This is a genomic window from Kluyvera sp. CHPC 1.2972 (genome assembly GCF_036759925.1).
GTDB lineage: Bacteria > Pseudomonadota > Gammaproteobacteria > Enterobacterales > Enterobacteriaceae > Kluyvera.
This window is the reverse complement of record NZ_JAPKIB010000030.1, coordinates 1-19486: the sequence shown is the minus strand read 5'-3', so window position 1 is coordinate 19486 and position 19486 is coordinate 1. Positions and strand designations below refer to the sequence as shown.

The following is a 19486-nucleotide window of genomic DNA, read 5'->3' as shown; positions in this document are numbered from 1 at the left end:
GCTCGTCGGGCTCATAACCCGAAGGTCGTCGGTTCAAATCCGGCCCCCGCAACCAATTAAAATGACACCCACATGGGTGTTTTTTTTGCCTGTCGCTCAGCCCTCACCGTTAATCTACGCCACCCTTTCGAATGGCGCATTCCCGCAAACTACGCTTCTTTATGCTCGCGCATAATCGTATAAATCTTTTCGATATCAATATGCTGGCGCATTGATGTCGCCAGAATATCAAACTGCTGCGTCTTATAACGCGCATAGTGAAAATCATTATCCAGCGCCGCCAGCCCTTTCCGCCCACGCAGGCCGTTGACCAACGTCCGGGTAAAATCATCGCTATCAAACAGGCCATGAAGGTAGGTGCCAAACGCCAGTCCGTCCTCACTGACCGCGCCGTCTGCGCTGTACTGGCCGTTTTTGCAGAGCTGCATCAGCGCATAGCCCGTGCCGGACGGCGTAGTCTCACCCATATGAATCTCATAGCCACGCAGCGTCAAACCCGACACCGGCGCCAGCCAGCCCGGCAGCGCATCGCTAAGCGTCGCCGTCGCCTGAGTGGTGGTTTTCGTCGGCGCAAAACGCGTCACCACGTTCAGCAGCCCCAGGCCGGGCAAGGTCCCCAACCCCGATTCGACGTCATCGGTAAGCGTATCGCCAAGCATTTGATAGCCGCCGCAGATCCCCAGCACTGGCACGCCCTGACGTTGCGCCTGTAAAATCCCATGTGCCAACCCGCTATCCTGCAACCACAGCAGATCGCCCAACGTATTTTTACTGCCAGGCAGGGTAATCAGGTCCGCGCCGGACAAATCTTCCGCATGCCGCACGTAGCGCACCCGCACATCCGGCTGGGCCGCCAGCGCGTTGAAGTCGGTAAAGTTGGAGATATGCGGCAGCTGTACCACCGCCACGTCAATCTCATAGGCTCCGGTATGACGGTATTTACCTTTTTGCAGCGCCACGCCGTCCTCGTCTTCCAGGTCAACGTCCAGCCACGGCATCACGCCCAATACCGGCACGTTGGTCAGCGCTTCAATCTGTTCAATGCCGGAGTGCAGCAGCGAAACATCGCCGCGAAACTTATTGATGACAACCCCTTTCACCCGCGCCCGTTCGTGCTCGTGCAGCAGCGCCAGGGTGCCGTAGATTGAGGCAAACACGCCGCCGCGATCGATATCGGCCACCAGAATCACCGGGCACTGCGCCATCTCGGCCATACCCATATTGACGATATCACGGTCGCGCAGGTTAATTTCCGCCGGGCTGCCCGCCCCTTCCAGCACCAGCACGTCAAACTCGCTCGCCAGACTCTGGTAAACCGCCATGATCTGCTCGCGCAACCGCGGCTTGTAATCGTGATAGCTGACGGCATCCATGTTGGTTGCCACTTCGCCCATCAGCACAATCTGCGCTTTGCGATCGCTGGTTGGCTTGAGCAGAATCGGGTTCATCCGCACGTCTGGCGCGATGCCCGCCGCTTCGGCCTGAAAAATCTGCGCGCGCCCCATCTCTTTGCCATCCGGCGTAATGCCGGAGTTGAGCGCCATATTCTGCGATTTAAACGGCGCAGTGCGCAGGCCATCCTGATAGAAGATGCGGCACAGCCCCGCCACCAGCATGCTTTTGCCAACATCAGAGGCGGTACCTTGCAGCATTATGGCCTGGGTCATCGATTTCCTCGTTCACGCATTTGACGGAAAAACTCCGCCTCGGTTTTACACTGCGGCAGCCCCAGCTCCGCATGCAGCTTCACCAGCCATGGCTGGCTCAGCCCCGCCTGTTCAATCAGCGCGGTACGGGCAAACACCTCGCCCGGCTCGCCCTCGGCCAGCACTTCGCCGTGGCGCAGCACGTACACCGCGTCGCTGACTTCATAAATTAAATCAATATCGTGGCTGGAAATCACCACATGATTGCCCTGCGCCACGATACGCTTGATGATCTCAATCATCTGCGCGCGCCCGGACGGGTCAAGCCCGGCGGTCGGCTCGTCCAGCAGCAGGTAGCGCGCCTGTAATACCAGCGCGCTGGCAATCGCCACCCGCTTTTTCTGCCCGTGGCTCAGACACTGAATCGGCTGCTGACGGAAGTGCTGGGCATCGACCAGCGTCATCGCATCGTCTACCCGGCGAGCAATCTCATCCTCCGCCACGCCGAGATTACGCAAGCTGAAAGCGATGTCGCTATCAATATCGGTGTAGAAAATCTGCTGGTCCGGGTCCTGAAATACGGTCGCTACCTGCTGGCGCAATGCCAGCAGTCCGCGCTTGCTGTAGTCCAGTGGCCTACCCTGCCACAGCACGGCACCCTGCTGCGGGCGCAAAAGCCCGCTGAGGTTCATAAACAGCGTCGATTTCCCGCAGCCGTTGGCCCCAACGAGGCCGGTGACGGCCTGACGCGAGAAGTCCAGCGTCAGCCCTTTAAGCGTCGGTTCCTGCTGGTAGCGAAACCAGAGGTCAGTGGTAGCCAGCATGGCGTTCCTTAGAGGTGAAAATCACCCTGATACAGTTTGATATCCAGCACGGTACTCATCTGCTGATAGCGGATTAACACACGCGTAAACAGCAGGCTCACCAGCATCGCCAACGAGCGATAGCCCAGACGAACGTTACGATAACCAAAGCGCAGCGTCTGCGCCCGATGAATCGCCATCGCCTCGTCCAGCAGGATAAAGATAAAGCGCCAGGTCAGCAGGATCTGCTCGATCAACAGGCGCGGCACACGACCGCGCTTGAGCAGCACGATAAGCTGCGGGAATGGCAGATTCAGCACCAGCCAGAAGGTCGCCGACAGCGCCACCAGGCTGCGCCAGAAGGTCTCGTTGGCGGTCGCAAGTCCGGCAGCGGTGATGCCAAGCGAGAACGAACCCAACGGGACGCTGACCAGCAGCGCGTGCGGGTCGCGGCTGACGCTAAAGACAATCGTCACCACACCCACCAGCAGAAAACCGAGCGGTAGCGCCATCCAGCGGAGCCAGCGCCACGGCGAGATGCGCAGCAGCCAGCAGGTAAAGCCCGCCGTCAGCACCATCAGCAGCGCCTGCCCCAGCGGCGGCAGGCTAAAGGCCAGCCCCATCATCAGCAGCCAGAGCAGAAACTTACGCTCTGGCGCGACGTGAAACCAGCGGCTCTGATAGCTCAGCCGATCAAGCCCGGTCATCATTGCGCTGGCGGCCCTTGTAGTAGCCAAGAATATAGAAAATCACCGCCGCGCCGAGAGAGCCCTGCAGGGTAAACAGCAGGCTCTCAATTTCGCCGCTCGCCGGTTCATACAGCGGGTGGAACCACGGCTCATAGCCAGGATCGACGGCGGTAATCACCCCTTCAGCCTGATCGTCCGAGCCGCCGTATTCGCCACCGTGGTTGATAAAGAACGGCAGGATAACCAGCGCAATCACCATCGCCAGCAGGATTAATGTCTTTTTCATCTTAGCGTCCCTCAGTGGCGATCAGCTGTCGCTTGGTTAACTGGTCGTAGATCATCACCGTCAGCAGGCCTTCGGCAATGGCGATAGGCACCTGAGTCAGGCAGAAGATCCCCATAAATTTCAGGCTCGATCCCGCAAAGCCCGTCTGCGGATCCGGGAAGGCCACGCCAAGCTGGAGTGAGGTGACAAAGTAGGTCGCCAGATCCGCCAGCATCGCGCACAGGAACACCGACACATCGCGGCGGAACCCAGCCTTACAGGCCATTTTCCACACCAGATAGCCGACGATTGGCCCAATGACTGCCATCGACATACCGTTAGCGCCAAGCGTCGTCAGGCCACCATGCGCCAGCAGCAGCGCCTGGAACAGCAGCACGATAGCGCCAAGAATAGCCACCACGCCCGGCCCAAACAGAATAACCGCTAGCCCCACACCGGTTGGGTGCGAGCAGCTACCGGTAACCGAGGGAATTTTCAGCGCCGAGAGCACAAAGATAAACGCCCCGCACAGCGCCAGCAGCACCTTCTGGTTGCTGTCCTCCTGCACGATACGGCGCAGGCGCACCAGCCCGTACCACAGGCACGGCAGAAACAGCAGCCACCAGGCCAGCGCCCACATCGGCGGCAGGAACCCTTCCATGATGTGCATCGCAAAGGCTTCTTGCGGCACCACCAGCAGCAGCATCGCCGCCGCGAATCCGCTGAGCGACAGTCGCTTCAGCTGTTGTTCCAGTTTCATTGTCCTTGCTCCCACTGTTTATTCACCAGAATGGTGGAGAAATACGGCAACGACAGGTCGTCAGCGACCTCGCCTAACTGCCGCCAGCACTGCTCGCCGGGCAGCGTCGCCTCGGCCATCAGCAGCGCGTTATCCAATAAACCTGCTTTAGCCAGCAGTGCTTTGATGCGCGGGAAACGGCCGTAGACTTTCATCAGCACCAGGCTGTCATGCTGCGCCAGCGCGCGTTCAATCTCGTCTTCCGGCGCGGTACAGGCCACCACCGCCAGCGACTGTTGCTCCATCGCCAGCGGCGTTTTGCTGCGCGCGGCAATGGCGGCAAACGAGGTCACGCCGGGGACAATCTCCAGCCACTCCGGGCTACCGATGCGCTGGAGTAAAAAGACCCAGGTGCTGAACAGCATCGCATCGCCGAGGGTGATAAAGCCGACGTTTTTCCCGGCTTCCACTTCACGTACCAGCGCCGCCGAAACGTCGTCCCACACCGCCTCTTTTTCGGCGCTGTCGGCGCTCATCGGAAAGTGGCAGCAGCGCACCTCGGTCTTTTCACCGAGGTATTCACGCACGATGGAGAGCGCCAGGCTGTCGCCGCCTTTGCGCCCTGCCGGGGCGTAAAGAATATCCAGCGAGCCGAGAATGCGCGCGGCGCGAACGGTAATCAGGTCAGACGCGCCCGGCCCGGTGCTCAGGGCATACAGTTTGCCGCTCATGCGGCCTCCAGAGACTGCTGCAGATGTTCAACGAACATGGCGCGCACCACCGGGTTTTCGCCCAGACCGCACAGCCACGGCGTTGCCGGAATGCCCGCCGCGTTAAACAGCGTTTTCCACGAGTCCTCTTCGTCAGAGGCCATATCGTTGATGGCGTGATCACCCGCCACCAGCATCAGCGGCATCAGGTGTACGGCGCTGACGCCCTCTTTGCTCATGCTCTCAATCAGCACCTCCACTTCCGGGTAGCTCTCCACCGCGCCGACCCGCGCCGGGAAGCGTTGGGCGGTCATCATATGGTCGAGGCAGGCGTAGGCAGCGAAGGCGTGGTGGCTGGCACCGTGGCCCATAAACACCACTTTTTCGTTGGCGTTCAGCGCGGGCATTTGTTGAGTCAGCGCGCCCATTAGACGCACGTAGTCATCGTGGCCGCTCAGCAGGGGCGTGCCGAGCGTGAGGCGTTTAAACCGCGGGCGCAGGCTCTGCACTTCGCGGGCAATTTTTTCATATTCGTCGCCGTTGATGATGTGCAGTGACTGTACCGCTACGTCGTCGTAGCCAAGGTCCGCGAGCTTTTGCAGCGCCTCAAGCGGCGTATCGGTATCAATACCGTCGCGCGTTTTCAGCTTGCGGATGATCATCCCCGAGGTAAAGGCGCGGAACAGGTCACGGTCGGGGCAGCTGGCCGCTAGTTCGCGTTCGCAGGCGACAATATTCTTCTCGCAGGTGTCGTGGTAGCTGGTGCCGAAGCTCACCACCAGTAGGGCTTTTTTCATGCTTGATTCCTTTTGTCGTCGGCCAGCCAGCGCGTTAAGCGCTCGGCAAAAGCGGACTGACTTTCCAGTAGTTCATCGCCGGACACCAGCGGTGCCGGGCGGGTAATCACGATGCAGGGAAGCCCGGCATCCAGACAGGGCTGCACCTTTTCCAGATAGCCGCCTTCCGCGCCGGAGGCTTTGGTCACCACCACATCGGCGCGACAGTGGCGGTAAAACGCGGCGTTAAACTCGGCGCTGAACGGCGCGCAGATGGCAAAAATTTCGCCGACGCCAAAGCCGAGGTCGGTGCACTGCTGCACCACGTTCGGCACCGGCAGCACGCGGGCCAACAGCGTTTTCTCCGGCAGCCCGGCGCGCCACAGCGCCAGATCTTTGCTGCCGGTGGTCAGCAGCACGCGCTGGCCCAGCGGTTTAATCCGCTCACAGGCTTCATCAATACTGGTGACGTAGTGCAGCAGCGGGTGCGTCAGTGCGCCCTGTTGATCCGGACGCTGGTAGCGGCTCAGCAGTACGCCCGCCTCCGTACAGGCATCCCGCACGTTGCGGCTAACCGCTTCAGCGTAAGGATGAGAAGCGTCAATCACCCAGCGCGTACCGTGCTCGTGAAGCCAGGCCACCATTTCCGACTTTTCCAGACGACCGCAGCGCACTTGCCCCTGAATATCCCCCGCCAGCGCTTCCCCCGTGGGGGTGGCCACTGACACGGTGTAGCGCACCTGTGCAACATCCAGCTGCAGGCAAAGCGCGCGCGCATCGCTGGTACCGCCGACCACCAGCACGTCGCCGAAACTCACAGCACGTAGCCTCGCGGTGTGATCATCAGGTCATCCTGCACGTAGGTGGTTTTGTTGCCGACGATGACCAGGCTGGTCATATCCACCGGTTCAAAATCCATCGCGCCGAGGGTCGTCAGCCATTTTTCCTGCTTTTTACGCCCGGCGGATTTCACCACGCCCACCGGCGTATCGGCGCTTTTGACGGCGGAGAGCAGTTCAAAGGCGCGCGCCAGATGCCCTTCGCGGCCCCGGCTGCGCGGGTTATAGAAGCAGATAACAAAGTCGGCTTCCCCGGCGGCGATAATGCGTTTTTCAATCACCGGCCACGGGGTGAGCAGGTCGCTCAGGCTGATATGGCAGAAGTCGTGCATCAGCGGCGCGCCCAGCAGCGAGGCCGCGGCAATGCTGGCGGTCATGCCTGGAATCAGGCGCACTTCCACGTCCAGCTTTTGTTTGCTCACCAGCTCCAGCACCAGCCCCGCCATGCCGTAGATACCCGCGTCGCCGCTGCTGATAAGCGCTACATTGTGCCCGGCCTGCGCCAACTCAATCGCCGCCTGGCAGCGTTCGATCTCTTTGCACATCCCGGTTTTGATCACCTGCTTGTCGCCGGTAAAAGCCTTCACCAGATGGGTATAGGTTTTGTAGCCGACGACGATTTCCGCCGCCTGCAGCGCCTCGACGGCTTCCATGGTCATCATGGCCTGCGAACCAGGGCCGATTCCGATTACGCTTAACATCTGTCTGTTACTCCCAAGGTAATGGTGATGCCCTGTTCACGCAGGGTCTCGCCTACTAGATTTCCGTTACTCATCCGCCACGCCGACGGACCAGAAACGCTGCCCACCCCAACCGTCTGCTTCACAAACAGCGAGGAGGGAAAACGGTGTTCGTGCTCGCACAGGGCGGCCACGCTAAAAATTTCAAACGGCACATCGAGGTTGCTCGCCAGCTGTATCAGCCCTAGTTCATCCTGCTTCACGACGATGCTGCCGATGGCTTTCAGCGCCAGCGGGTCGAGGTGATGTGCGGCAAGCTGACGATGGAGCAGCTCGCTTAACAGCGCGCAGGGCGTTCCACGGCGACAGCCTATGCCCGCCACGATGCGCCGTGGCACCAGCTTCCAATGCGGCAATGGCAGATTTGGCAACGTATCGCGCAAGGTGATGCACACCAGCGCGTCCAACGGCGGGAGCGCGTTAAGGTCGGTCACGGTGATAAATCCGCGTCGGTCGCAGCGACTCACCGCCTCCGTCAGCGGCTCGTCCCACCACAGGCCAACACGCTGCTGACTGACCAGCATCTGGTTGACGGTTTTCACCGCCGAGCGGAAGTCGTGCATCCGCGCGTTAAGCTGGCAGGCCAGCGTATCCAGCGCCGCCACGTCGTTGACGTCGGTCGCGGTGGTGATAACCGGGTCAACGCCGAGAATGCCCGCCAGATGCCGGGCGAGGTCATTCGCCCCGCCGATATGCCCGGAGAGCAGGCTGATAACGTGCTGGCCGCGTTCATCAATCACCACCACCGCCGGGTCATGGAATTTATCCACCAGCAGCGGCGCAAGCGTGCGTACCGCAATCCCGGTTGCGCCGATAAAAATCAGCGCCGTATCGCGATGGAACGCCTGGCCGACGCTGGCAGCAAAGCTGCCCTCAAATGGCTGAAATCCCGGCTCCACCAGCCCTTCGCGGGTATAGCAGGCCATCGGCAGCACTGCGCTAAGCCGTTTTGCCAGCGCCACGCCGCCGGGGGTCAGGCAGAACAGCGCAATGCGCTCAGGCTTTGCGGTATTCATGGCTAAAATCAGCGGCGTAGAGGCGCGAGTAGTGGTACTCCTCGCCGAGGAAGTCGCCGACCAGGATCAGCGCCGTTTTGCGAATATCGGCGTCGCGCACTTTGTCGGCGATATCCGTCAGCGTGCCGCGCACGGTCTGGCTCTCGGGCCAGGTGGCCTTGTAAATCACTGCCACCGGCGTCGTCGCCGGGTAGCCGCCGTCAATCAGCCGCTCGGCGACTTTATTGATGCGCTGCACGGAGAGGTAAATCGCCATCGAGGTGCGATGCTGGGCAAAGGACTCCAGCTGCTCGCGCGCCGGCACTGGGGTGCGCCCCTCAAGACGAGTGATGATGAGGCTCTGCGACACTTCCGGCACCGTATACTCCACGCCCAACTCCGCCGCCGCACCGAGAAACGCGCTCACGCCCGGCACTACCTGCCAGTCAATACCGCGACGGGTCAGCTCTTCGCCCTGCTCGCGCACCGAGCCGTACAGCGACACGTCGCCCGTTTGCAGGCGCACCACCGTTTTCCCGGCCTTCACGCCCGCTTCCATCAGGTCGAGAATTTGCTCAAGATGCAGCTCAGCGCTGTCGTGGCACTCGGCCTCTGCCGGGCAGTAGCTCAGCAGTTCGGGGTTAATCAGCGAACCGGCGTAAATCACCACCTGCGCTTGTTGCAGCAGGCGGTAGCCTTTCAGGGTGATCAGCTCCCGGTCACCGGGGCCAGCGCCCACAAACCAGACGCAGCGGGGGTCAAAGGCTTCAGCCATGATGTTCTTCCTTCTGACAGGCGATAACAAAAACAGGGTTATTCGGTTTGAAATAGTGGCCGCTGCCGAGGGCGGTCATGGCGGAAACGCTCAGCTGCTGGCAGTCCAGCGCAGCAACGTTAGCCTGGCGCAGGTGGTCCAGCGCCTCATGCAGGTTCTCCTGCAAAATAAAGGTCATCACCAGCCGCCCGCCGGGGCGAAGATGATGCAGCGACCAGTCAATCAGCGCCCGCAAATGGCCGCCGCTGCCGCCCATAAAAATGGCGTCGGCAGGCTCGACGATAACGTCAGGCGCTTCACCCGCCACCACGTTGATATTGCCGCAGGCAAAGCGTTCGCAGTTTTCCGCCAGCAGGCGCAGCGCGGCCGGGTTGCGCTCAATGGCGGTGACGGCAAGCGTGGGATTTTGCAGCGCCGCCTCAATGGAGACGCTGCCGGTGCCGGCCCCGATATCAATCAGGTGGCTGGCCCAGTGCAGCTCTAGTTTGGCCAGCGCCAGCGCGCGTACTGCCTCTTTGGTCATCGGCACCTTTTCGCCGCGTAAAAACAGCTCATCTTTCATCGAGGATCACCACCGTGTTCATCTCATAGTCGCATTCCACGGCGCTGACCGGCAGCCAGTGGATACGTTCGTTGTCCTGCGCCAGATTCTCGCCAATCACCATCCAGCGATGCCCTTTGCCGCGCGCCACCAGCGCCTCGGCGATGGCTTTCGGGCCGCAGCGTTTATCGGTGACCATCGCCACTTTGCGATGGCTCGCCAGCATGTCGAAGTCAACCTCACGCCCGTGGCTGCTGGTCAGCCACATGTCGTTCATATCAATGCCCGCCTGCGCGCACAGGTACTGCACGGCGCTGACGCCGGGGATCACCCGCACGTTTTCACGGCCAAAGTGGGCGATAAGCCGCGTGCCGATGCCGTAAAACAGCGGGTCGCCGGAGGCCAGCACCACCACGTTTTGCGCCTGCCGTTCCTCAATCCACGCCAGCACCTGGGCAATGTTGGCGCCCAGCGGGCAGCGCTCGCCTCCAAACGCAGGAAACTGCGCCAGATGGCGCACGCCGCCCACCAGCGCATCGGCATGTTTCACCGCATCTGCGGCCAGCGGCGTCATCAGCTGTACGCCAGCCGGTCCCATTCCGACGACGGTTAACATTGCATGTCCTTGACGATCTCGTTGACCGGGCGGTTGCTGCCGAGGATCTGGTTATCAAAGGCAAACATGATGGCATCGCAGATAGGCGGGTTTTGCGTAAAGCGCAGCCGCTCCAGTACGCGCTGGCAGATGCGTTCGGCAAGATGGTTGTAGAGTCGCTGGAAGCCGTAAGCATCGATATGCTCCATAGCGGCTTCAGTGGTATCGCACTCGCTCACCAGCGTGAGCAGCTCAAGCGGCGCGCCGAGCAGCGCCAGATGGGCCACCAACGTCTCCATGCGCCCATCGGCGATATGGCTATGGGTATGGAAAATCCCGGCGGCGATTTTGACCAGCTTGCCGGGGTGGCCAATCAGCACAATCTGGCGAAAGCCAAGGCGCACCGACTCTTCAATCATGTAGCCGACGAAGTTGCTCATGGTGACCACCACCTGCGAGTCAATGCCCATCTGCTCGCGCACGAAGCGCTCACCGTGGTTGCCCGGCACCAGTACCACGCGCTCCAGCCCGGCAGCACGCTTCATCTCCAGCTCCAGCGCCAGCGAGCGTTTCCAGCTTTCTTCCGACATCGGCGTCACGATGCCGGTGGTGCCGATAATCGAGATGCCGCCCAGAATGCCCAGCCGCGAGTTATAGGTTTTCTTCGCCCGCTCTTCCCCTTCCGGGGCAAAAATCTCCACCTCTGCGCCGCGCGCCGGGCCGATAGCCTCACGGACGGCGGTTTCAATGGTGTGTTGCGGGGTGCGATTAATCGCCGCGCTGCCGATGGGCAGCCCGATGCCTTTACGGGTGACGGTGCCCACACCCTCGCCGCCGCGCAGGGTAATTTCACCGCTGTCGTTGACGGTCACGCGGGCAAAAATCAGCATCCCGTGAGTGGCGTCGATATCATCGCCGCCATCTTTACGGATGGCGGCAATACCCTGCTGGCCTTCGACGTGTGGTGATTCGACGTTCAGGTTCAGCGTCACGCCCGACGGCGTCACAATCGAGACCTGGTGAATCAGGTGCTGGCGCATCACCATCAGCGCGGCCACTTTCGCCGCCGCCGTGGCGCTGGAGCCAGTGGTGTAGCCTTTGCGCAGCGCTTTGCCGTTATGCCACACCGGGGCGTCGAAGGCGGGTTCGCTCATCGCGCCCCCTGCAGGTGGTAGAGAATGGCGTTGACGATCGCCGCCGCGACATTGCTGCCGCCTTTACGCCCCAGCGCGGCAATGCCCGGCAGGCTGCTTTTGCTCAGCGCCTCTTTGGATTCCGCCGCGCCGACGAAGCCAACCGGCACGCCAATCACTCCGCCAACGTCCAGCTCTTGATGCTCCATCAGACGGAACAGCGCGGTCGGCGCGTTGCCAAAGACAAACACTTTGTCGCCCTCTTCTTTCGCCGCAATATCCACCGCCGCCATCGAGCGAGTAATGCCCTGTGCTTTGGCCTCGCGCACTACGCGCGGGTCGCTGATATAGCAACGGCATTCGCCGCCGAAGGTCGCCAGCAGGTTTTTATTAATGCCGGAGAGCGCCATGGTGGTGTCGGTGTAAAGCGTGCACGGGCGGCTCAGCGCGTCGCACAGGCGGGTTAATGCATCCGGTGAGAACCACAGAATATCCAGCCACTCGAAATCGGCGGTGGTGTGGATTACCCGTTTGATAATCGCTTCGTGCAGCGGGCTGGCAAAACGATACTCCGGGCGCGTGTCGGCGATAATCTCGCTAATTATCTCGAAGCTTTTGCTCTCAATCGCTTGCGGTTGCTGGATATAGTTCATGCAGTACTCCTCAGGCCGCGCCGATAAGCCAGAACCTGACTGCCATAAACAGCAGCAGGGCCAGCGTTGACGCTACCCACATCAGTCGAATCGTTCGGGAAATATCATCAATGGCAATCGGGCGATGCGCGTCGCCAATCCACGGCTTGTTCACCCGCTCGCCGAAATAGTCGTTCGGGCCGCCAAGGCGAATGCCCAGTGCCCCGGCGACGGCCGCTTCCGACCAGGCGCAGTTGGGGCTGCTGTGATTTTTACGATCGCGCCAGCCGATACGCAACGCGCGCGCGCCGTTATCACGGCAGAGAAAGGCAGCAAGGCCAATCAGCAGCCAGCTCAGGCGAGCGGGAATGAAGTTCGCTACATCGTCGAGGCGCGCGCTCACCATGCCAATGGCCCGATATTTTTCGTGCTTGTAGCCCACCATTGAGTCGAGGGTGTTGACCGCTTTGTAGGCCATCGCCAGCGGCGCACCGCCGACCAACAGGAAGAAGAGCGGCGCGATAATGCCGTCGACGGTGTTTTCCGCCACCGTCTCCACCACCGCGCGGTTGATCTGTTCCGGCTGTAGCTGCGATGTATCGCGCCCGACAATCCACGACAGCTTGATGCGGCTTTCAGCAAGGTCGCCAGCCCGCAGCGGGCGTTCGACCGCCTGCGCCGACTGCGCCAGGCAGCGCCCGGCCAGCACGGTGAAAATCATCCATACCTCAACGCCCCAGCCCAGCCACGGATGCACGCGTGCGGCGAGGTGCAGCACGCCCCAGGAAACGGCGTAGGTCAGCCCCACTACCACCAACCACATCACCCCACCGCCGATACGCAGGCTAGGGTCGGAATGACAAAACCGACGCACCGCGCGTTGCACGGCGTTAATCAGGTTGCCTATCCAGCGCACCGGATGCGGCCAGTTTTGTGGGTCGCCAATAATGAAATCAAGCCCCCATGCCAGACACCAGGCCAGCAGCGTCATTGAGCGCTCCTTGCAGCGGCAAACCAGTGGTTAAGCATCGACGGGTTCTGGGCGAAATGGAGGTGCAGATAGCTGGCAAAGGTATTCCCGCGCTGCCAGCCGCCAGACCACTGCTGGAGCACCGCGCCATCGCGAGTTTTGTGGCACGCCATCACCGCAGGCGTGTGCGCGGTGAAATCGGAATAGTGGAATTCGTGGCCGCGCAGTACATCGCCGGGGGCAGCAAGCAGCGTCTGCTGTAACGCCTGCGCTTCGCAGTAGCCAAAGCGGGTCAGTCGGGTACCCATTTTGCTGTGGCCAGGCAGGATATCGGCCATCGCGTGAGTCTCACCGTTTTTATCCTCCAGCGTGGTGCCAAGGTACATCAGGCCGCCGCACTCGGCGTAAATCGCCACGCCGCGCGCGTGCGCGGCACGCAGTTGGGCCAGCATCGGCTTGTTGCCTGCGAGCGCCTGGGCGTGCAGTTCCGGGTAACCGCCGCCGAGCCAGATCATCTGACACTCGGGCAGAATCGCATCATGCAGCGGGCTAAAGCGCACAATCTTCACGCCCGCACGCGCCAGCAGGGCGAGGTTGTCCGGGTAATAGAAATTGAAGGCTTCATCGTCGGCAAGCGCAAGGGTCAGCCCCTCCCCGCAGAGCGGCTCCGGCGGCCACTGACCGGCGGGCAGCGCGTGCAGTTCAGTGAGTTCCAGCAGCCTGTCGATATCCAGCGTGCGGGACAGCGTCGCGGCAAAATCCTGCCACGGTTGCTTATCAATCGCGGATTCACGGGCGGTCACCAGCCCCAGATGACGTTCGGGTAGCGCCACGCCTTCCGCGCGCGGCACGTAGCCCAGCACCGGCAGCGCGCAGTAGCGTTCGATGGCGCTTTTCAGCAGCTGGAAATGACTCTCGCTGTTGACGCGGTTAACGATAACGCCCGCGATGTTGAGGCTCGGGTCGAAGTGCTGAAAGCCCATCACCGTGGCGGCAATGGAGGTGGAGACCGCTTTGCCGTCGACCAGCAAAATCACCGGGCAGCCTAGCTGTTTGGCCATCGCCGCGCTGCTGCAGTAGTTGGGATCGGTGCCGTAGCCGTCGTACAGCCCCATGACGCCTTCAATCACGGCGATATCGGCCTGCTGCATATGTTCGCTGAACAGCGCATTAAGGATGGAGGGGGGCAACATGAAAGCGTCAAGGTTGCGGGAGGCAACGCCACACAGCGCGGTGTGCCAGCCGGTATCGAGGTAGTCCGGCCCCACTTTGTAGGGCTGAACCCGCAGGCCGCGCTGCTGAAGCAGCGTCAGCAGGCCGAGCGTCGCCGTGGTTTTCCCGCAGCCGCTACCGGTGCCGGCGAGAACGAATGCATGCTGTCTGGCTGCCATACCCTAACCCTGTTCAGGGTGGATTTTGGGTATAGCCGCGCGCTCGCCCGGCCTGACGACCGTGCGACGCAAAGCAACCCGCTTCCCACCGAAGCTGTTGAAATAAACCAACAGGCAGGTCTTCTGGCTTAGCGTCATCCTCACCCGGCCTTCCCGATCGGTCGATCAGTGGTCATTACGGGGTCGTCAGCGTCACAGCAGCGGGGGCTGCGGAGGGTTTACACCTCCTTCCCTGGCACATAACATGCCAAACCTGTTGATTGCAGATTTATGCCGACACGATGGCCCGCATAAAATAAAAGCAGGTTACTCTAGCGCCCCGGTAAAATGATTTCGTTGCGCTGCGACAATACCGGTATATTTATTTACGGTAGTTATATTTGGAACCACAAGGCAAGGGAAATCATGAGCGTTGCGCGCTGTCCGGGCTCCTGCGGAGAGCTAATTCAGGGCTGGATTCTGGGCAGTGAAAAGCTGGTCTCCTGCCCAATAGACTGGTTCAGCACGGTGGAAGTGCGCCGGGGAACGCCGCGCCCTGATGAACGCCCGCTGACGCGCCGCATGGTCAATACCCTACTTGCCCACTGGAATTATCCCCTCGCCCTGAGCCAGACGCTGCGCATTGAAGTGGACTCGACGCTGCCGATTGCCAAAGGGATGGCGAGCAGCACCGCCGACATTGCCGCGACCGCCCTTGCCACCGCAATGCACATGGGCCATTCACTCAGCGAATCCGAACTCGCCACGCTCTGCGTCTCGCTTGAGCCAACGGACAGCACCCTGTTCCGCGCGCTGACGCTGTTCGACCACCACCATGCGCGCACGCAGATTGCCTGCGCGCCTGCGCCTGATTTCGATCTACTGATCCTGGAAAGCCCGCTGATGCTGCGTACCGCCGACTATCACCGCCTGCCGCGCGAGGCCGCGCTCACGGCCAGCGCCAGCGCACTGCAGCTGGCCTGGGAAAAGGTGCAGGCCGCCTGCGACAGCAACAGCGCCAGCCTGATGGGGGAAGCCGCGACGCTCAGCGCCATCGCCAGCCAGACGCTGCTGCCTAAACCAGGCTTTGACGCGCTTTTAGGGGTGGTAGAGTCGTGCGGATTATACGGCCTGAACGTGGCCCATAGCGGCAGCGTGGTCGGGCTGATGCTCGACCGTCGCCGTCACGATGTGGAGTATGTGAAATGGTCGCTGGCGCAAAGCGGGCTCGCTGAAATCTGGCCGCAGCAGCACCTGCTAAAAACGGTGGCAGGCGGGGTTCAGCCCAGCACCTGATGCAGCGCGTCCAGCAGTTGCTGGTTTTCCGCCTCGCTGCGAATCGCCACGCGGAAATAGCGCCCGTCCAACCCCGGATAGTTGGCGCAGCTGCGGATTAAAATCCGCCGTTGCAGCAGCGCAAACTGCAGTTCAATCTCCGCACGTTCGCAGCGCAGGAACAGGTAGTTGGCTCTGCCCGGATAAACCTTCAGCCCTGGAACACTCTCCAGCGCCCGATAAAATCGCGCCCCTTCCGTATCAAGCCAACGCCATGTGGTCTGTTGATACTCGTGGTCGTTCAGCACAATCTCCCCGGCCAACGCCGCAAAAGCGTTGATCGACCACGGCATCTGATGCTGACGTAGCCGCGCCACCGCCCGTTCGTCGCTGTTGAGCAAATAGCCCAGACGCAGGCCGGGGATGGCGTAAAACTTGGTCAGCGAGCGCAGCACCCAGATATGCGGGTTTTGCGCGAGCAGCGGAATAAAGCCCTGCTCGCCGGGAATAAAATCGATAAAGGCTTCATCGAGAATCAGCGCAATATTCAGCACCCGACAGCGTTCGGCCACCGCTAGCAGCAGCGAGCGCTCCGGCAGCAGCCCGGTCGGGTTATTCGGCGTGCAGAGAAACAGGCAGTCCAGTTCGGGGGTGAGCGCATCAAGCAGACGTGAGGTCAGCTGCCAGCCGTCCTCTTCGCGAAGCGCAAAGGTGTCAATCGCGCAGTCGATGGTTTCCAGCGCCCGGCGGTACTCAGCAAAGCCCGGAGCAACCACCATCGCCCGCTTAGGCTTCAGGCCGTGCACGAGGGTGAAAATAGATTCGGTTTCGCCGTTGCCCGCCAGACACCACGCCGCAGGTACGCCGTGGTGCGACGCCAGGGCCTGATGCAACTGCTGGTAGTCAACGTCCGGGTAGCGCTCGGCGCAGGCAAGCTGGGCAACGATAGCCTGCTTCAGGCTTTCGGGCATGCCCAGTGGATTGATATTGGCGCTGAAGTCCAGCAACTGGTCGGCGCGCAGGCCCATCAGCGCCGCCGCTTCGCGCGTGTTGCCGCCGTGGGCGCTTTTCAGCCGTGACATCGCCGGTTACCCGCGCCGCGCCAACGTCGCGCCGTCGGCAAAGTAGGCTTTGATCCCGGCGAGAATAGATTCAGCCACTTCCTGCTGGAAGGTGGCGGTCTTGAGCTTTCGCTCCTCTTCAACGTTACTGATAAACGCTGTTTCGACGAGGATCGACGGAATATCCGGCGCTTTCAGTACCGCGAAGCCGGCCTGCTCCACCTGATTTTTATGCAGGTCGTTCACCTGCCCCAGCTTTTTGAGCACCGCTTTACCAAACTTCAGGCTGTCGGCGATGGTCAGCGACTGCACCATATCGAACATGGTGTGGTCGACGTAGCGGTCGCCGCTCTTGCTGACACCACCGATTAAGTCCGAGGCGTTCTGGGTCTGGGCGAGGTATTTTGCTGCGGTACTGGTGGCCCCTTTGGTCGACAGGGCAAAGACCGATGAGCCGCTCGGCTGGCGGCTGGTGAACGCATCCGCGTGAATGGAGACGAACAGGTCGGCACGCTGCTTTTGCGCTTTCGCCACCCGCACCTTCAGCGGAATAAAGATATCTTCGTTGCGCGTCATGTAGGCTTTCATGTTGCCTTCTTTCTCAATCAGCGCACGCAGGCGACGGGCGATTTGTAGCACCACGTCTTTCTCCCGCGTTTTGTATTTACCCACCGCGCCGGAGTCCTCGCCACCGTGGCCGGGGTCAAGCATGATAACAATCGGACGGTCGCGCCCGGCTTTGCCCGGCTGCGGGCCGCTTTGCGACGGCGGCACCTGCTTTTCGAGGTCGCCCTTGTTGTAGTCTTCCAGCAGCGCCAGCAGCGGATCCTGCTGCTCATTACTGTTGGCAGGATAGAGATCCATCACCAGGCGTTCTTTAAAGTTTGCCACCGGCGCAAGGGCGAACAGCTGCGGCTTCACGTCCTGCTTCAACTCAAACACCATGCGCACCGTTTGCGGATCAAACTGCCCTACGCGTGCGGATTTAATGAACGGATCGTCGCTGCGGATCTGCGCCCCCATGCCTTTCAGCACCGAGTTCAGGTTCACCCCTTCGAGGTCGACCACCAGACGGTCAGGATTGCTCAACGCAAACTGTCGATACTTGAGCTCACGGCTGGACTCCACCGTTACGCGCGTGTAGCTGGACGCAGGCCATATGCGCACCGCCACCACCTGACTGACGGCAGCTAACCCGACCTGACTCACGCTTAACAACCACATGGCACCGGCACCTTGTAGCAGGCGACGACGGCTCAAAGACTGACTTCCCGACATGCTCCATCCCAGGTAAAAAAAGAGAAACAAAGAATTCGCATAATACGATTGACCGAAAACTTTAACCAAAGCCGCATAAACTGTCATCTACAAAAGGGTAAACATTCGTTGGATCAGCGAAATTTGGCCGGGGGTTTTCCAATGTTTAAGCAAATTCTGGCTTGCGTTTCCGACTAAAACAGAATAAAAATACACTAATTACGAATAATCATGCATTGAGGGTTGTGCCGTGGTGAAGGAACGTAGAACCGAACTGGTAGAGGGGTTTCGTCATACCGTCCCCTATATTAACGCCCACCGGGGGAAGACGTTTGTCATCATGCTTGGCGGCGAAGCCATTGAGCATGAAAACTTTTCCAGCATCGTCAACGATATTGGCCTGCTGCACAGTTTAGGCATTCGCCTGGTGCTGGTCTATGGCGCACGCCCGCAGATCGACGCGAATCTGGCCGAGCATCACCATGAACCCACCTATCACAAACATATCCGCGTCACGGATACGAAAACCCTTGAGCTGGTGAAACAGGCCGCGGGCCTGCTGCAGCTGGATATTACCGCCCGCCTGTCGATGAGCCTGAATAACACCCCGCTACAGGGCGCGCACATCAACGTGGTCAGCGGGAACTTTATCATCGCGCAACCGCTGGGCGTCGACGACGGCATCGACTACTGCCACAGCGGACGTATTCGTCGTATCGATGAAGAAGCGATTCATCGCCAGCTCGACAGCGGCGCTATCGTGCTGATGGGACCGGTGGCCGTTTCAGTTACCGGCGAGAGCTTTAACCTGACGTCGGAAGAGATTGCCACCCAACTGGCGATTAAACTGAAGGCCGAGAAGATGATCGGCTTTTGCTCCTCTCAGGGCGTGTTTAACGAAGCGGGCGACATTATCTCTGAGCTGTTCCCGAACGAAGCTCAGGCGCGCATTGAAGAGCTGGAAAAAGAGGGCGACTACCTTTCCGGCACCGCCCGTTTCCTGCGCGGCGCGGTCAAAGCCTGCCGCAGCGGCGTGCGCCGCAGCCACCTTATCAGCTATCAGGAAGACGGCACGCTGTTGCAGGAGCTATTCTCCCGCGACGGTATCGGTACGCAAATTGTGATGGAGAGCTCCGAGCAAATTCGCCGGGCGACCATCAACGATATTGGCGGTATTCTCGACCTGATTGCGCCGCTCGAGCAGCAGGGCATTCTGGTGCGCCGCTCCCGCGAACAGCTGGAGATGGAGATCGATAAATTCACGATTATTCAGCGTGATAACACCACCATTGCCTGCGCCGCGCTCTATCCTTTCCCGGAAGAGAAAATCGGTGAGATGGCCTGCGTGGCGGTGCACCCGGATTATCGAAGCTCCTCGCGCGGCGAAGTGCTGTTGCAGCGGATTGCCTCCCAGGCGAAGCAGATGGGGCTTAACCACCTGTTTGTGCTGACGACGCGCAGCATTCACTGGTTCCAGGAACGCGGCTTTAAGCCGGTGGACGTGGAGTTGCTGCCGGAGAGTAAGAAGCTGCTGTATAACTATCAGCGCCGGTCGAAGGTGTTGATGACGGATTTGGTGTAGCCCGGGCGAGGCGCTTGCGCCGACCCCGGGGTCGCTGGACTGTACGACCGGATACATAGGTAACACTTCAGACCGGGAACATAGGTAACACTT

The 19486-nt window shown here is 60.6% G+C and carries 21 protein-coding genes and 1 riboswitch; of the genes, 2 read left to right on the top strand and 19 right to left on the bottom strand.

Annotated elements, in window-relative coordinates; all coding sequences use genetic code 11:
* Positions 1-149 precede the first annotated feature (149 nt).
* Genes V6944_RS22980 through V6944_RS22900 form a run of 17 tightly spaced genes read right to left on the bottom strand, consistent with a single transcriptional unit; the run spans position 150 to position 14239 of the window.
* Positions 150-1667, bottom strand: coding sequence for a cobyric acid synthase (locus V6944_RS22980; protein WP_333500641.1), 1518 nt, complete (start codon positions 1665-1667; stop codon positions 150-152).
* Positions 1664-2470: an energy-coupling factor ABC transporter ATP-binding protein gene (locus V6944_RS22975; protein WP_333500640.1), complete on the bottom strand. Its 807-nt coding sequence runs from the start codon at positions 2468-2470 to the stop codon at positions 1664-1666. The genes V6944_RS22980 and V6944_RS22975 overlap by 4 nt, the downstream gene beginning before the upstream one ends.
* Before the next feature lie 8 nt (positions 2471-2478).
* A complete protein-coding gene (locus V6944_RS22970; RefSeq protein ID WP_333500642.1) occupies positions 2479-3156 on the bottom strand; it encodes an energy-coupling factor ABC transporter transmembrane protein in 678 nt (225 codons plus the stop codon).
* A complete protein-coding gene (locus V6944_RS22965) occupies positions 3143-3424 on the bottom strand; it encodes an energy-coupling factor ABC transporter substrate-binding protein (protein WP_185667978.1) in 282 nt (93 codons plus the stop codon). Before V6944_RS22965 ends, V6944_RS22970 begins: the two co-directional genes overlap by 14 nt.
* A gap of 1 nt (position 3425) precedes the next feature.
* A complete protein-coding gene (gene cbiM, locus V6944_RS22960) occupies positions 3426-4163 on the bottom strand; it encodes a cobalt ECF transporter S component CbiM (protein ID WP_333500639.1) in 738 nt (245 codons plus the stop codon).
* A complete protein-coding gene (locus V6944_RS22955; protein WP_333500638.1) occupies positions 4160-4873 on the bottom strand; it encodes a cobalt-factor II C(20)-methyltransferase in 714 nt (237 codons plus the stop codon). Before V6944_RS22955 ends, cbiM begins: the two co-directional genes overlap by 4 nt.
* A complete protein-coding gene (cbiK, locus tag V6944_RS22950; protein WP_333500637.1) occupies positions 4870-5649 on the bottom strand; it encodes a sirohydrochlorin cobaltochelatase in 780 nt (259 codons plus the stop codon). Before cbiK ends, V6944_RS22955 begins: the two co-directional genes overlap by 4 nt.
* The gene (locus tag V6944_RS22945) at positions 5646-6446 is read right to left on the bottom strand and encodes a cobalt-precorrin-6A reductase (RefSeq protein WP_333500636.1); all 801 of its coding nucleotides are present in this window, start codon (positions 6444-6446) and stop codon (positions 5646-5648) included. Before V6944_RS22945 ends, cbiK begins: the two co-directional genes overlap by 4 nt.
* On the bottom strand, positions 6443-7168 hold the full coding sequence (locus tag V6944_RS22940) for a precorrin-3B C(17)-methyltransferase (RefSeq protein WP_185667973.1): 726 nt from the start codon (positions 7166-7168) through the stop codon (positions 6443-6445). Before V6944_RS22940 ends, V6944_RS22945 begins: the two co-directional genes overlap by 4 nt.
* A complete protein-coding gene (gene cbiG, locus V6944_RS22935; protein WP_333500635.1) occupies positions 7162-8223 on the bottom strand; it encodes a cobalt-precorrin 5A hydrolase in 1062 nt (353 codons plus the stop codon). Before cbiG ends, V6944_RS22940 begins: the two co-directional genes overlap by 7 nt.
* Complete coding sequence (locus V6944_RS22930; protein ID WP_333500634.1) at positions 8204-8977, bottom strand: cobalt-precorrin-4 methyltransferase; 774 nt, start codon at positions 8975-8977, stop codon at positions 8204-8206. The genes cbiG and V6944_RS22930 overlap by 20 nt, the downstream gene beginning before the upstream one ends.
* Positions 8970-9539, bottom strand: a complete 570-nt coding sequence (locus tag V6944_RS22925) for a decarboxylating cobalt-precorrin-6B (C(15))-methyltransferase (protein WP_333500633.1) — start codon at positions 9537-9539, stop codon at positions 8970-8972. The genes V6944_RS22930 and V6944_RS22925 overlap by 8 nt, the downstream gene beginning before the upstream one ends.
* A complete protein-coding gene (locus V6944_RS22920; protein WP_333500632.1) occupies positions 9529-10134 on the bottom strand; it encodes a cobalt-precorrin-7 (C(5))-methyltransferase in 606 nt (201 codons plus the stop codon). The genes V6944_RS22925 and V6944_RS22920 overlap by 11 nt, the downstream gene beginning before the upstream one ends.
* The gene (gene cbiD / locus V6944_RS22915; protein ID WP_333500631.1) at positions 10128-11267 is read right to left on the bottom strand and encodes a cobalt-precorrin-5B (C(1))-methyltransferase CbiD; all 1140 of its coding nucleotides are present in this window, start codon (positions 11265-11267) and stop codon (positions 10128-10130) included. The genes V6944_RS22920 and cbiD overlap by 7 nt, the downstream gene beginning before the upstream one ends.
* A complete protein-coding gene (locus tag V6944_RS22910) occupies positions 11264-11899 on the bottom strand; it encodes a cobalt-precorrin-8 methylmutase (protein ID WP_185667967.1) in 636 nt (211 codons plus the stop codon). Before V6944_RS22910 ends, cbiD begins: the two co-directional genes overlap by 4 nt.
* Before the next feature lie 10 nt (positions 11900-11909).
* On the bottom strand, positions 11910-12869 hold the full coding sequence (cbiB, locus tag V6944_RS22905; RefSeq protein WP_333500630.1) for an adenosylcobinamide-phosphate synthase CbiB: 960 nt from the start codon (positions 12867-12869) through the stop codon (positions 11910-11912).
* Complete coding sequence (locus V6944_RS22900; protein ID WP_333500629.1) at positions 12866-14239, bottom strand: cobyrinate a,c-diamide synthase; 1374 nt, start codon at positions 14237-14239, stop codon at positions 12866-12868. Before V6944_RS22900 ends, cbiB begins: the two co-directional genes overlap by 4 nt.
* 96 nt (positions 14240-14335) lie before the next feature.
* A riboswitch (cobalamin riboswitch) is annotated at positions 14336-14511 on the bottom strand.
* A gap of 133 nt (positions 14512-14644) precedes the next feature.
* Here V6944_RS22900 and V6944_RS22895 point away from each other — a divergent pair.
* Entirely contained in the window at positions 14645-15514 is an 870-nt protein-coding gene (locus V6944_RS22895; protein WP_333500628.1) for an L-threonine kinase, read from the top strand.
* Here the strand turns inward: V6944_RS22895 and cobD are convergent.
* Both cobD and amiC read right to left on the bottom strand, forming a co-directional pair.
* The gene (gene cobD / locus V6944_RS22890) at positions 15499-16575 is read right to left on the bottom strand and encodes a threonine-phosphate decarboxylase CobD (protein WP_333500627.1); all 1077 of its coding nucleotides are present in this window, start codon (positions 16573-16575) and stop codon (positions 15499-15501) included. The two genes, V6944_RS22895 and cobD, sit on opposite strands and share 16 nt — an antisense overlap.
* 6 nt (positions 16576-16581) lie before the next feature.
* Positions 16582-17832 carry an N-acetylmuramoyl-L-alanine amidase AmiC gene (gene amiC, locus V6944_RS22885; protein WP_333500626.1) on the bottom strand — a complete coding sequence of 417 codons (1251 nt, stop codon included), beginning with the start codon at positions 17830-17832 and terminating at the stop codon, positions 16582-16584.
* Between the two features lie 229 nt (positions 17833-18061).
* On the opposite strand from amiC, the gene argA reads away from it, so the two are divergent.
* Positions 18062-19393: an amino-acid N-acetyltransferase gene (argA, locus tag V6944_RS22880; RefSeq protein ID WP_333500625.1), complete on the top strand. Its 1332-nt coding sequence runs from the start codon at positions 18062-18064 to the stop codon at positions 19391-19393.
* The last annotated feature ends 93 nt before the right edge of the window (positions 19394-19486 follow it).

Coding starts and splice junctions, on each gene's coding strand:
- V6944_RS22910 (WP_185667967.1), bottom strand. CDS start 11,899: ATGAACTATATCCAGCAACCGCAAGCGATTGAGAGCAAAAGCTTCGAG.
- V6944_RS22920 (WP_333500632.1), bottom strand. CDS start 10,134: ATGTTAACCGTCGTCGGAATGGGACCGGCTGGCGTACAGCTGATGACG.
- amiC (WP_333500626.1), bottom strand. CDS start 17,832: ATGTCGGGAAGTCAGTCTTTGAGCCGTCGTCGCCTGCTACAAGGTGCC.
- cobD (WP_333500627.1), bottom strand. CDS start 16,575: ATGTCACGGCTGAAAAGCGCCCACGGCGGCAACACGCGCGAAGCGGCG.
- V6944_RS22955 (WP_333500638.1), bottom strand. CDS start 4,873: ATGAGCGGCAAACTGTATGCCCTGAGCACCGGGCCGGGCGCGTCTGAC.
- V6944_RS22930 (WP_333500634.1), bottom strand. CDS start 8,977: ATGGCTGAAGCCTTTGACCCCCGCTGCGTCTGGTTTGTGGGCGCTGGC.
- V6944_RS22975 (WP_333500640.1), bottom strand. CDS start 2,470: ATGCTGGCTACCACTGACCTCTGGTTTCGCTACCAGCAGGAACCGACG.
- cbiB (WP_333500630.1), bottom strand. CDS start 12,869: ATGACGCTGCTGGCCTGGTGTCTGGCATGGGGGCTTGATTTCATTATT.
- V6944_RS22980 (WP_333500641.1), bottom strand. CDS start 1,667: ATGACCCAGGCCATAATGCTGCAAGGTACCGCCTCTGATGTTGGCAAA.
- V6944_RS22895 (WP_333500628.1), top strand. CDS start 14,645: ATGAGCGTTGCGCGCTGTCCGGGCTCCTGCGGAGAGCTAATTCAGGGC.
- V6944_RS22965 (WP_185667978.1), bottom strand. CDS start 3,424: ATGAAAAAGACATTAATCCTGCTGGCGATGGTGATTGCGCTGGTTATC.
- cbiM (WP_333500639.1), bottom strand. CDS start 4,163: ATGAAACTGGAACAACAGCTGAAGCGACTGTCGCTCAGCGGATTCGCG.
- cbiG (WP_333500635.1), bottom strand. CDS start 8,223: ATGAATACCGCAAAGCCTGAGCGCATTGCGCTGTTCTGCCTGACCCCC.
- cbiD (WP_333500631.1), bottom strand. CDS start 11,267: ATGAGCGAACCCGCCTTCGACGCCCCGGTGTGGCATAACGGCAAAGCG.
- cbiK (WP_333500637.1), bottom strand. CDS start 5,649: ATGAAAAAAGCCCTACTGGTGGTGAGCTTCGGCACCAGCTACCACGAC.
- V6944_RS22925 (WP_333500633.1), bottom strand. CDS start 9,539: ATGAAAGATGAGCTGTTTTTACGCGGCGAAAAGGTGCCGATGACCAAA.
- V6944_RS22940 (WP_185667973.1), bottom strand. CDS start 7,168: ATGTTAAGCGTAATCGGAATCGGCCCTGGTTCGCAGGCCATGATGACC.
- V6944_RS22970 (WP_333500642.1), bottom strand. CDS start 3,156: ATGACCGGGCTTGATCGGCTGAGCTATCAGAGCCGCTGGTTTCACGTC.
- V6944_RS22900 (WP_333500629.1), bottom strand. CDS start 14,239: ATGGCAGCCAGACAGCATGCATTCGTTCTCGCCGGCACCGGTAGCGGC.